The sequence below is a fragment of the Rhodococcus sp. (in: high G+C Gram-positive bacteria) genome (genome assembly GCF_049591685.1).
Lineage (GTDB): Bacteria > Actinomycetota > Actinomycetes > Mycobacteriales > Mycobacteriaceae > Rhodococcoides.
This window is the reverse complement of the sequence record NZ_JBAWFH010000010.1, coordinates 1-11,967: the sequence shown is the minus strand read 5'-3', so window position 1 is coordinate 11,967 and position 11,967 is coordinate 1. Positions and strand designations below refer to the sequence as shown.

Below are 11,967 nucleotides of genomic sequence, written 5' to 3'. Positions count from 1 at the left end.
CGGCTGCGTCGTCCGTCTGAGGTGCAGCGCTTACCACCGGCGCGGCGGTTTCGGCCGGCGCAGTGGCCTCGGCCGGAGCTGCGCCCTGCTCGGACGTCTCCGGTGTGGACGCAGCCCGGGCACGGGTCTTGTCGGCACCGCCGCGTCGAGACGACGCCTTGGGCGCTTCCTCCGCAGCGGGCGCAGCATTAGCGCCCTGACGTGCAGAGATGGCGGCGATCAGATCGCCTTTGCGCATTCCGGAGATGCTCTTGATGCCGAGTTCGCCCGCGAGGCCACGCAGCTCGGTGAGCACCATTCCGGACAGGCCAGCTCCGCGACGTGTCTTTTCGGGCGCAGAGATCAGTTCCGTATCGGTCACGGAGGTCCTTTCCTTCCCTCGCTCGCAGTGTGCGCAGCCGAGGGTTCGTTCCGTAGCTCGAAATTCGTATCGAGACGGATATTTCCGTTCATGGTCGAACGACTTCCGACGAAGGAGCGACCCGAGACCGCAGGTTCTTCTACGGTGGGATCGAAGCCAGGAGCATCATCCGACTCGGACGTGAATTCCCCCGAATACGATGACGTGATTGCCCTGGTGAAAACCGGCGTCTGAAGCGCACGATGTACGGACGACCCTCAGGATAGCGTCGATCGCCGAAGTCGGCAAGAACCTGCTACCGGCGAGTCACACCGGGCCGGTCAGGTGGTGCTGACGCCGTCGGCGACCTCGAGTTCGAGAACGCGGATTCCTTCGTCCTCGGCCCGAGTTATGAGGTCGGCGGGGAACGGATCGGTGCACAAAGCCAGCACGGTCGGTCCCGCGCCGGAGAGCACTGCGGCGATCCCGCGGGCGCGAAGCGACGTGATCCACTCGGTCGCGCCTGGCAACGCGGACGAGCGCTGCCCCTGATGCAGCAGATCCTCCGTCGCCGGGATGAGAAGATCGGGGCGTTGAGTCAGCGCAACGACGGCCAACGCTCCCCTGCTGACATTGAACGCCGCGTCGCGGTGCGGCACGAGATCCGGTAGCAGACCTCGGGTGTGCGATGTGGACGACCGCTCCGCGGGGACCAATGCCACGACATGGATGTCGGGATGGACCGACAAGCGCACTGCCGAGTACTGACGCTGAGTCACGCTCGCGCTGGCCGGTTCGCTCCAGGACACGACGGCGCCGCCGAGCACACTCGCCGACGCATTATCGGGATGTCCCTCGAACTCGGACGCCAACTGCACCATCTGCTGGTCGGTCAGCGCGAGAGCCGGATCGACCTTGGCTGCCAGCGCATTGGCAGCGGCGAGTCCGCCGACCACAGCCGACGCGGACGAGCCCAGGCCGCGAGAATGCGGAATGACGTTGCGGCACACGACGTCCAAGCCGTCTGCCCACACTCCGGCCGCTTCGAGGCCCCGCTCGATCGCGCGCACGACGAGGTGAGCGGGACCCCACGGGACGTCCGCCGCGCCTTCGCCCTCGACGTGGATACCCAACCCGGACGCCGTCGTGGTCACCCGAATCTCGTCGTAGAGACCGAGCGCGATGCCGAGGGTGTCGAACCCCGGACCGAGGTTCGCGCTCGACGCGGGAACCCGCGCCGTGACCGTCGAACCCAACGGCAGTGTTGTCGTCATGACCTGGGACTCTGCCACTACGCCAACTCGAGTGCAGATGCCACTGCCACCGGGTCCACCGGAATCGGCTCGACCACAGGCATTCCCGACAATGCGGTATCGGGGTCTTTCAGACCGTTGCCGGTGACGGTGCAGACGACCCGAAGGCCGGAATCGAGCCAGCCTTCTTTGCGCGCGGCGAGAAGACCGGCGATGCTGGCCGCCGATGCCGGCTCGACGAAGACGCCTTCGGACTTCGCGACAAGTCGGTACGCCTCGAGGATCTCTTCGTCGGTGGCTGCACGGAATGCGCCTCCGGATTCTTCTTTGGCAGCCACTGCACCGTTCCACGAAGCGGGCGAGCCGATCCGGATCGCCGTCGCGATGGTCTCCGGCTCGGCCACCGGATGGCCGTGCACCAGAGGTGCAGCACCCGCAGCCTGCACTCCGAGCATGCGCGGCTTGCGCGTGGTGAGTCCGTCGCGGAAGTACTCGGAGTAGCCCCGCCAGTACGCCGTGATGTTGCCGGCGTTGCCGACCGGGAGCGCATGCACGTCGGGGGCGTCACCGAGAGCGTCGCAGATCTCGAAGGCCGCAGTCTTCTGCCCCTCGATGCGCACCGGGTTGACGGAGTTGACCAAACCGATGTTCGGGAATTCGGCCGTGGTCTTTCGGGCGAGCTCGAGGCAGTCGTCGAAGTTGCCCTGAACCTGAATGATTTTCGCGCCGTGCATGACTGCCTGAGCAAGCTTGCCCATGGCGATCTTGCCCTGCGGCACCAGAACGGCGCAGCCCATGCCCGCCTTGGCCGCGTACGCGGCAGCAGACGCCGACGTGTTGCCGGTCGACGCGCAGAGAACCGCATCCTGGCCGCGGGCGAGCGAATCGGTGACCGCCATCGTCATCCCGCGGTCCTTGAACGACCCGGTGGGGTTGAGCCCCTCCACCTTGAGGTGGACCTCGCAGCCCGTGATCTCGGACAGGCGCTCGGCGTGGATCAACGGCGTACCACCCTCGAGGAGGGTGACGGTCTTCCAATCGGGACCGATCGCGAGGCGGTCGCGATAGGCCTCGATGAGGCCGGGCCACGGCGTATGCACGGTCATGAAGTGCCTTCCAATCTCAGAACACTGGCAACGGAGGTAACGACGTCGAGCTTGTCCAGGGCGGAAACGGTTTCGGACAGAGCCGAATCGGCAGCCACGTGCGTGACGACGACCAACCGCGCTCCGTCGCCGGACCCGGACTGCCGGACCGTGGAGATGCTCACATCACGCTTGGCGAACTCCGCCGCCACGGTGGCGAGGACCCCGGGCTTGTCGGCCACCTGCATGCTGACGTAGTACCGAGTCGGGATATCGCCCATCGGTGCGATCTTGAGCTTCGCGTACTTGGACTCGAGCGGCCCACGGCCTCCGTAGAACTTGTTGCGGGCAGCCATCACCAGATCGCCGAGCACCGCGGAAGCCGTCGGCGATCCGCCCGCGCCCTGACCGTAGAACATCAACCGGCCTGCGGCCTCCGCTTCGACGACCACCGCGTTGAACGCGCCGTTGACGGTCGCGAGAGGGTGGTCGCGCGGCACGAGCGCGGGGTACACACGGGCAGAGATGCGCTCCTTGCCCTTCGGTGTCGTGATGCGTTCGCAGATGGCCAGCAACTTGATGGTGCAGTCGAGCGAGCGGGCCATTTCGAGATCGCCCGCGGTGATCTTGCTGATCCCCTCGCGGTACACGTCGCCTGCAGTGACGCGCGTGTGGAATGCGATCGACGCGAGGATCGCCGCCTTCGACGCTGCGTCGTATCCCTCGACATCGGCGGTGGGATCGGCTTCGGCGTAGCCCAACCGTCCCGCCTCGGCGAGGGTTTCGGCGTAGTCGGCGCCCGTCTCGTCCATGGCAGAGAGGATGAAGTTCGTTGTGCCGTTGACGATTCCGGCAACCTTGTTGACCCTGTCGCCGGCGAGCGACTGCATCAGCGGGCGAACCACCGGGATGGCGCCTGCGACGGCAGCTTCGAAGTACAGGTCCGCGCGCGACTTCTCGGCGGCGTCGGCGAGCTCACCCGTGTACTCGGCGAGCAGCGCCTTGTTGGCCGTGACGACCGACTTGCCCTTCTCCAGTGCGGAAAGGATCAGCTTGCGCGGAACGTCGATACCACCGAGCACCTCCACGACGATGTCGACATCGTCACGGTCCACCAGCGATGCCGGGTCGTCGGTCAGCAGCGACGCGTCGACGCCACGGTCGCCGTCGACCCGACGTACGGCGATTCCTCGAATCTTAAGCGGCGCACCGACTCTCGCGGCCAGATCCTCGGCGTTCTCGGTGAGGATTCGGACGACTTCACTTCCGACGTTGCCGAGTCCGAGAACGGCGATACCGATTGGCTTCGTTGTCATGGCTGCACCTCCAAGCTGAGTAGATCTTCGAGTGTTTCCCGCCGCAGAACGAGGCGAGACTTTCCGTCTTTCACTGCCACCACCGCAGGCCTGGTCAACAGGTTGTAGCGGCTGGACATGGAGTAGCAGTACGCACCCGTCGCAGCGACGGCGAGTAGGTCCCCCGGAGCGACATCGTCGGGCATCCAGGTGTTCTTGATGACCACATCGCCGGTCTCGCAATGCTTTCCGACGACGCGAGCGAGAACCGCGTCGGCGTCGCTGTAACGTGAGACGAGGCGGCAGTCGTACTCGGCCTGATACAGCGAGGTTCGAATGTTGTCGCTCATGCCTCCGTCGACACTGATGTACCGGCGGCGTTTTTGGGCGTCGACCGTGACGTCCTTGATGGTGCCGACCTCGTACAGCGTGACCGTGCCCGGGCCGACGATGGCCCGGCCTGGCTCGACGTCGATGTTGGGAACCGGCAGGCCTACCGCCGCCGACTCCGTGGCCACGATCGACCGCAGTTTCGCGGCGAGCTGATCGATCGGCGGTGGGTCGTCGCTGGGAACGTACGAGATGCCCATGCCGCCACCGAGATCGATGGTGGAAATCTGCGAGGACTTCTCGACACCGAACTCCGAGACCACGGCACGAAGCAATCCGATCAGTTTGTGCGCGGCGAGTTCGAAGCCGTCAACCTCGAAAATTTGCGAGCCGATGTGACTGTGCAGTCCCACCAGTCGAAGATTGCCTGCGGTGAACACCCGTCGGATCGCTTCGATCGCCGAGCCGTCGGCGAGCGAGAAGCCGAACTTCTGATCCTCGTGGGCGGTGGCGATGAACTCGTGTGTGTGCGCCTCCACTCCGACGGTGATGCGTACCAGAACGTCCTGCACGGTGCCGATGTCGGCGGCGACGGCATCGAGGCGGTCGATCTCCATCATCGAGTCGAGCACGACGTGCTCGACACCCGCTCGAACACCGGCCTCGAGCTCGGCGGTCGATTTGTTGTTCCCGTGCATGGCAATTCGATCAGCGGGGAACCCTGCGGCGAGCGCGATCGCGAGCTCTCCGCCGGAGCAGACGTCGAGGGAGAGGCCCTCGTCGGCAACCCACCGAGCGATCTCGCCGCACAGAAACGCCTTCGACGCGTAATGCACGCGGGCGGGATCGCCGAAGGCCGCGGCCATATCCCGGGCGCGACTGCGGAAATCGTCTTCGTCGATGACGAACAGCGGCGTTCCGTACTCGGCTGCGAGTTCGGTCACCGGCACGCCTGCGAGAGTGACGACGCCGTCGTCACCCCTCCTGGCATTGCGCGGGTAGACGTGCGCGGGAAGCGTTGTCATGGCCGAGGCGGTGACCGGGCGTTCGGAGGTGGATTCCTTCGCGGGTGCGTCGGCGTGCTTCGGTCCTGCCGGATGCGCGTTCACATGCGCTCCGGCGCACTGACGCCGAGCAGGGCGAGGCCGTTGGCCAGCACCTGACGCGTCGCGTTGCCCAACGCCAAACGGGCGGTGTTCACAGGTCCTGGCTCCTCGTCTCCTTGGGGAAGTACGCGGCACGCTCCGTAGAAGCGGTGGTACGCGCCGGCCAACTCTTCCAGATAACGCGCGATCCGGTGTGGTTCGCGCAGGTTCGCGGCGCTGGCCACGACCCTCGGGTATTCGCCGATCGTTCTGATCAACTCGCCCTCCTGGTCCGCGGTGAGCAGGCTCAAGTCGGGATGGTCGGCCGAAATACCCAGTTCGGCGGCGTTGCGAGCCAACGATGCCAAGCGCGCGTGGGCGTACTGCACGTAGTAGACCGGGTTCTCGTTGCTGGCGCTCGCCCACAGTTCGAGATCGATGTCGATGCTCGAGTCGACGGACGAACGCACGAGGACGTACCGGGCGGCGTCGACGCCGATGGCGTCGACCAGGTCGTCGAGCGTGATGACGGTGCCTGCGCGCTTGCTCATCTTGACCGAGACGCCGTCGCGGACCAGGTTGACCATTTGGCCGATCAGTACCTCGACGGTGTCGGGGTCGTCACCGAACGCCGCGGCCGCTGCCTTGAGCCGTCCGATGTAGCCGTGGTGGTCGGCGCCCAGCATGTAGATACACAGATCGAAGCCACGCTCGCGCTTGTTCTGGAAGTACGCGATATCCCCGGCGATGTAGGCCGCGTTACCGTCGCTCTTGATGACGACGCGGTCCTTGTCGTCACCGAAGTCGGTACTGCGCAGCCACCAGGCGCCGTCTTTCTCGTACAGGCTCCCCGAATTCTTGAGGTAGTCGACGCTGCGTTCGACGGCCCCGGACTCGAACAGGGAGTTCTCGTGGAAGTAGACGTCGAAGTCGACGCCGAACTCGTGCAGGTTCTTCTTGATCTGCTCGAACATCAAGTCGACACCGATCGACCGGAACGTCTCGGCCTGCGGCACCGGTGCCATTGCCAGCGCTTCGGGGCTCTTGGCCAGGACTGCCTGAGCGATCTCCTCGATGTAGGCACCGGCGTACCCGTTCTCCGGGGCGGGTTCACCCTTCGCCGCGGCGATCAACGACCGGCTGAAGCGGTCGATCTGTTCGCCGTGGTCGTTGAAGTAGTACTCCCGCACCACCTCGGCACCCTGTGCGCTCAAAATCCGGCCGAGTGCGTCGCCGACCGCGGCCCATCGGGTACCACCAAGGTGAATCGGACCTGTCGGATTGGCGGAGACGAATTCGAGGTTGACCTTCTTGCCCGCGAGCACGTCGGAAGCGCCGTACGCGGCTCCCGCGGACAGCGTCTGGGAGACGATCGCGCCCTGGGCGTCGGCGGCCAGACGGATGTTCAGAAAACCCGGGCCGGCCACTTCGGCGCTTGCGACGGCCGACTCGGCTGCCAGAGCCTCGGCCAACCATCCGGCGAAATCACGGGGGTTGGCGCCGGCCTTCTTGGCCACCTGAAGGGCGATATTGGTGGCGTAATCGCCGTGTTCGGGGTTACGTGGACGTTCGACCGTCACCTTTTCGGGGAGCACGGACGCGTCGAGACTACGGTCGGCGAGCACCTTGGCAGCAGTCGCGCGCAGTAGTTCGGCAAGGTCGGCGGGAGTCACGGGTCCTCATCCTATGGTCTACGGCGTTGCCGCTCGGCATCGACGTACCCCGACCGCGACGTCCGCTTCCCGCGGCACCCGAAAATTCCCACGGCACCTCAAAGCGTGCACTCAGCCTCGGACCGTACAGTAAAGGCGCTCCACGATCTGCAGAGGTCGCACACAGATCCCGGATCCAGCCTGTTCCGTGCGCCGCACGCGCATACCCGACAACCGAAAGAGCGACGACAGCGATGCCCACGGGTTCCGAAAACGGCGGTCAAGGCAAGTCGGCTTCCAAAGCCAACAAGGCCATCAAAGCAGCGAAGAAGAAGAGCGGTGTCCCCGCGACGAAGTCGGGACTGCCGTCGGGACGACAAATTCCCTGGCTGACCATCGGTGCAGTAGTGGTCGTTGTCGGCCTCATCGCGATTCTCGCCGTCAACCTTTTCCCGAAGTACCAGGATCGCGCAGAAGCCCAGCGCTGGGAACCGAGTGAGAGCAATCAGGACCCGTCGAGCGCGATCTCGGATGTCGTCGTCAACGAGTATCCCGCGGCCCTTCACGTGTCGGCGACGCAGCGCGTGGCCTACGACCAATCCCCGCCCTACGGTGGTCCGCACGACGGCACCTGGGCCACGTGCACCGGCATCGTCTACCCGGACGCCATTCGCACAGAGAACGCGGTGCACTCGCTCGAGCACGGCGCCGTGTGGATCACCTACAACCCGGACGAACTCTCCGAGGACCAGGTGCAGACCCTCGCCGACAAGGTCGACGGCGAAAGTTACATGATGATGTCGCCGTACCCGGGCCTCGACACCCCGATCTCGTTGCAGTCGTGGGGCCACCAGCTGAAACTGGACAGCGTCGACGACGAGCGGGTCGATCAGTTCATCAACGCGCTGCGTCTCAACCGATACGAGTACCCCGAGGTCGGCGCCAGCTGCTCGACGGTTCCCGGTGGCGGTTTCGACCCGGAGAATCCGCCGCTGCTCGACGCCTCGGAGCCCGGCCCGGACGCAGTGCCGATGGACGGCGCAGGCCTCACCCCTGACCCGAGCGAGACCGGTGGCTTGTCCGGCCTTCCGAGCGACCTTCAGCTCCCCAGCGACCTGCAGATTCCGGGCGAAGTACCCGCCCCGGCACCTGCACCGGCCTCGTGACGTCGGCCCCGACACGATCGGACAGCGTCCGAAACCAGAAGACCGCTCTCCTCGTTCTCGGTATCGTCGCCGCGGTTGCCATCGGGTTCGCGCTCGGGTTCTTGACGCGCACCACCGTGTTCAGCGGCGGCGACTCGGCTCCTGCCGCGGACTCGGTCGACGTCGGCTTCGCACAGGACATGTCGGTGCATCACAACCAAGCCATCGACATGTCCGCGGTCGCGTTGACGAACGCTGCGGATCCACTGGTCCGCAATCTCGCGTTCGATATGTTGACGTCCCAGCAGAACCAGGTCGGTCAGATGCAGGGGTGGCTCGCCATCTGGGATCGCGCACCGCTCGGAACCGACGGCTACATGGGTTGGATGGCAGGCGATGAGCACGCTCATTCGATGACGTCGATGACGTCGGACGAAGGCGGACCCGTGGAAGCCATGCCTGGAATGGCGTCGACGGAGGAACTCGCTGCCTTGCGGGCGGCCACCGGGCCGCAGGTCGACGTGATGTTCCTCCAGCTGATGCTGCGTCACCACGAGGGCGGCCTGTCGATGATCGAATACGCGGCGTCGCGCGCAGAAACTCCAGCGCTCGTCCGGCTCGCAGAATCGATGATGTCCACCCAGGAGAGCGAAGCCACGCTCATGAAGCAGATGCTCGCCGAGCGCGGCTCCGAACCCCTTCCATCCTCCTGACAGCTCGCTAGCTGATACCAGGAACTTTTCAGCTCGGCGTGAACGTCCAGTCGACCACTTCGGGCATGTCCTCGAGGTGGTCGACGACGTACTTCGAATGCCGCTCCAACTGGGCAGTGCAGTAGTCGACGAGTTCGCCTCCACGCTGGGGCACTCGCCGCGCACGACGCAGGGCTTCGAGCACCAGGTGGTAGCGGCTCATCTTGTTCAGCACCATCATGTCGAACGGCGTTGTTGTCGTTCCCTGCTCGTTGAATCCGCGTACGTGGAATCGCACGGCCCCGGGTCGGCCGTGCAGTAGTTCGTGCACGGCCCGCGGATATCCGTGGAATGCGAAAACCACATCGGTGTCCGCGGTGAAGAGGTCGACGAACTTGTCGTCGGAAAACCCGTGCGGATGCTCGGCCGGCTTGGGCAACGCCATCAGGTCGACGTCGTTGACAACGCGCACCCGCAGGTAAGGCACCCACTCGCGCAAGATTTGCGCAGCGGCGAGGATCTCCTGCGTCGGAACGTCACCCGCGGACGCGAGAACCACGTCCGGCTCGCTCGGACTGCCCGCCGACTCCGTTTCCGTGCCCGCCCAATCCCTGATCGACGCTCCCGCCGCGCAGTGCTCGTTCGCCTGCTCGAGCGTCAGGTACTGCAGGTGGGGTTGCTTGTCGACGACAATGAGGTTGACGTGATCGACGCTGCGGAGGCAGTGATCGGAGATCGATAGCAGTGTGTTGGAATCCGGTGGCAGCCACACGCGCACGACGTCGGGTGCGAGCGGAACGACCGCGTCGATCATTCCGGGGCCCTGATGACTGAAACCGTTGTGGTCGTTACGCCAGCACGTGCTCGTGAGCAGCACGTTGAGCGACGAGACAGGTTCTCGCCACGGCAGTTCCGCTGCGTGCTGGAGCCATTTGACGTGCTGGATCATCATCGACACGCTGACCATCGCGAAGGCTTCGTAGCTGGCGAAGACTCCGTGTCCGCCGGCGAGAAGGTATCCCTCCAACCAGCCCTCGCACAGATGCTCGCTCAGCACCTCCATGACGCGGCCGTCGGGCGAGGGGTGATCGTCCCACTCCTCGAGGGGCAGCTGCCAGCAACGATCCGTCTGTTCGAACACCGCGTGGAGCTTGTTGCTCGCTGTTTCGTCCGGCGAGAACAGTCGGAAGTTCCCTCCGCCGTCGTCGCGACCGTTGTCGGCGTAGATGTCTCGCATGAGTTCGCCGAGCACCGTGGTTGTCGGGTGGAAGGAGCCGCACGGCGACTCGATGGGAATCTCGTACTTCTCGAGCGGCGGGATGCGTAGTGGCCGCCTGAGCCTGCCGCCGTTGGCGTACGGCGTCGAGCCCATTCGCTTGTCCCCTGCTGGGGCCAGTTCTGCGAGCTCCCGGACCAACGCACCGTCCTCGTCGAACAGCTCCTCGGGGTGGTACGAGCGCAGCCACGCGTCGAGTTGCGCTAAATGGTCCGGGTTGTCCCGCACCCCGGACAGCGGAACCCGATGCGCCCTGAACGTTCCCTCGACGAGGGTGCCGTCCACGATGTGCGGTCCGGTCCATCCCTTCGGGGTGCGTAGGACAATCGCCGGCCACCGGGCGGGTGCGGTGTCTCCACCGTTGCGCGCAGCGTCCTGGATCGCCCGGATGGTCTCGTGCGACTCGTGCAGAACCCTTCGGAGTTCCGGAAAGACTGTGCGGGGGTCGTCGCCGGAGACCACGACCGGTGCCCATCCCTGACCCGTCAGGAATTCGACGATGCTCTCGTCGGAGCTACGACCGAACACGGTCGGCCCGGCGATCTTCGCTCCGTTGAGATTGAGAATCGGCAGCACCGCCCCGTCGCGGCGCGGATTGAGAAACGCGGGGAGTTTCCACGATGCCGCAAGCGGTCCCGTCTCGGCTTCGCCGTCACCGATGATGGTCCGCCGTGGCCAGGTCCGGTGACGAACAGCCAGTCCGAGTCCGTCTCCTTGATGTGGCGATTGAGCAGGGTGTACACCCTCGACAGGCACGGACTCGTTCCCCGGTGGTCTGGCAGCCGCGGTTTGATGTGCGCGGCGTCGAGCGGCTCTCGCAGCAACGTGTTCTCCATGAGATAGATCTGCGCGACGGTCAGATAATTCGCTGCAGCCCACCAGCGAAGGTCCAGATCCAGAGCGTCCTGCGTGTACTCGTCTTCGGTCACGGGCATCCCTTCCATCCAATTCTCTGTCTCGACTCTCCTCTCTCTACATCAACGCCAGGTGCGATTTCAGGTGACGAGCACGATGCGCTAGTCTTGGACCCGCCCACAGGCACGCCGGATGTTCGGCGCGCCCCCGTAGCTCAGGGGATAGAGCGTTCGCCTCCGGAGCGAAAGGCCGCAGGTTCGAATCCTGCCGGGGGCACCCATGCAGGCTTCGTGGTGCGACAATCGATGTCGTGTCCGACTCCAAGCTCGACGAATCTCGACTCGACGATGTTGCGGCAGAACTGTATGCCATCGATCCAAGCGAATTCGTGGCTGCGCGCAAGGCCGCAGCGTCCGACGCCAAGAAGTCCGGGAATCGCGCGTTGGCCGCTGCGATCGGCAAGCTCCGCAAACCCACGACCGTCGGATGGATGGTCAACCTTCTCGTGCGCGAAGAACCGGAGGACGTCGCCGAGCTGTTCGACCTCGGCGACAGTCTGCGTGACGCACAACGACGATCCGACGCACACGAACTCCGTTCACTGTCTGCGGCGCGGCAAAAACTCATCCGCAGTCTGTCGGGTCGTGCCGCGGAACTGGCGCAGCAGCAGGGTCATTCGAGTACCGAAGATGCGATCAGGGAGGTCGGCCAGACACTCGGCGCTGCGCTCGCCGATCCGGACATCGCCGAACGAGTGCGTGCCAGCAGGGTGGTGACGGCGGAGTCGTACAGCGGCTTCGGCCCCGCGGTGCTGTCGCTCGTACCCGATGCGGACGAGGCAGAGGAAGCAGAGGAGCCCGACTCGGATGACGTCGAAAAGGCTGAAGACGACGATCCGGAGCACACGCAGGCCTCGAACGGAGCCTCCAAAAAGGCCCTTAAAAAGGCCCTGAAAAAGG

General features: G+C 65.1%; 9 protein-coding genes, 1 tRNA gene and 1 pseudogene. 4 read left to right on the top strand and 7 right to left on the bottom strand.

The window, feature by feature from the left end; all coding sequences use genetic code 11:
* The 6 genes from WBQ44_RS00340 to argS all read right to left on the bottom strand — a co-directional run.
* A partial coding sequence (locus WBQ44_RS00340) for a Rho termination factor N-terminal domain-containing protein (protein WP_495564747.1) occupies positions 1-361 on the bottom strand: 361 nt, incomplete at its 3' end.
* A 320-nt stretch (positions 362-681) separates the two neighbouring features.
* Positions 682-1,614, bottom strand: coding sequence for a homoserine kinase (gene thrB / locus WBQ44_RS00335; RefSeq protein ID WP_495564746.1), 933 nt, complete (start codon positions 1,612-1,614; stop codon positions 682-684).
* A 17-nt stretch (positions 1,615-1,631) separates the two neighbouring features.
* The gene (gene thrC / locus WBQ44_RS00330; protein ID WP_495564745.1) at positions 1,632-2,699 is read right to left on the bottom strand and encodes a threonine synthase; all 1,068 of its coding nucleotides are present in this window, start codon (positions 2,697-2,699) and stop codon (positions 1,632-1,634) included.
* Positions 2,696-3,994 (bottom strand): homoserine dehydrogenase, encoded by a 1,299-nt coding sequence (locus WBQ44_RS00325; protein WP_495564744.1) that lies wholly within the window; start codon positions 3,992-3,994, stop codon positions 2,696-2,698. The genes thrC and WBQ44_RS00325 overlap by 4 nt, the downstream gene beginning before the upstream one ends.
* Positions 3,991-5,412 (bottom strand): diaminopimelate decarboxylase, encoded by a 1,422-nt coding sequence (gene lysA, locus WBQ44_RS00320; protein ID WP_495564743.1) that lies wholly within the window; start codon positions 5,410-5,412, stop codon positions 3,991-3,993. Before lysA ends, WBQ44_RS00325 begins: the two co-directional genes overlap by 4 nt.
* Positions 5,409-7,061 (bottom strand): arginine--tRNA ligase, encoded by a 1,653-nt coding sequence (gene argS / locus WBQ44_RS00315; RefSeq protein WP_495564742.1) that lies wholly within the window; start codon positions 7,059-7,061, stop codon positions 5,409-5,411. Before argS ends, lysA begins: the two co-directional genes overlap by 4 nt.
* 233 nt (positions 7,062-7,294) lie before the next feature.
* Here argS and WBQ44_RS00310 point away from each other — a divergent pair, with 233 nt between their 5' ends.
* A complete protein-coding gene (locus WBQ44_RS00310; RefSeq protein WP_495564741.1) occupies positions 7,295-8,206 on the top strand; it encodes a thioredoxin-like domain-containing protein in 912 nt (303 codons plus the stop codon).
* A complete protein-coding gene (locus WBQ44_RS00305; protein ID WP_495564740.1) occupies positions 8,203-8,898 on the top strand; it encodes a DUF305 domain-containing protein in 696 nt (231 codons plus the stop codon). The genes WBQ44_RS00310 and WBQ44_RS00305 overlap by 4 nt, the downstream gene beginning before the upstream one ends.
* Positions 8,899-8,926: 28 nt before the next feature.
* On the opposite strand, the pseudogene WBQ44_RS00300 reads toward WBQ44_RS00305, so the two are convergent.
* Positions 8,927-11,097 (bottom strand): annotated as a pseudogene (locus WBQ44_RS00300) (phosphoketolase family protein).
* A gap of 114 nt (positions 11,098-11,211) precedes the next feature.
* Between WBQ44_RS00300 and WBQ44_RS00295 the strand changes: the two are divergent.
* Positions 11,212-11,284 (top strand) — tRNA-Arg (locus tag WBQ44_RS00295).
* Between the two features lie 34 nt (positions 11,285-11,318).
* Positions 11,319-11,967: hypothetical protein (locus tag WBQ44_RS00290; protein WP_495564739.1), on the top strand; the 649-nt coding region annotated here is incomplete at its 3' end.

Bases quoted from the DNA above. Each gene is read 5' to 3' on its own strand.
- WBQ44_RS00325 (WP_495564744.1), bottom strand. From the start codon at position 3,994: ATGACAACGAAGCCAATCGGTATCGCCGTTCTCGGACTCGGCAACGTC.
- thrC (WP_495564745.1), bottom strand. From the start codon at position 2,699: ATGACCGTGCATACGCCGTGGCCCGGCCTCATCGAGGCCTATCGCGAC.
- WBQ44_RS00310 (WP_495564741.1), top strand. From the start codon at position 7,295: ATGCCCACGGGTTCCGAAAACGGCGGTCAAGGCAAGTCGGCTTCCAAA.
- thrB (WP_495564746.1), bottom strand. From the start codon at position 1,614: ATGACGACAACACTGCCGTTGGGTTCGACGGTCACGGCGCGGGTTCCC.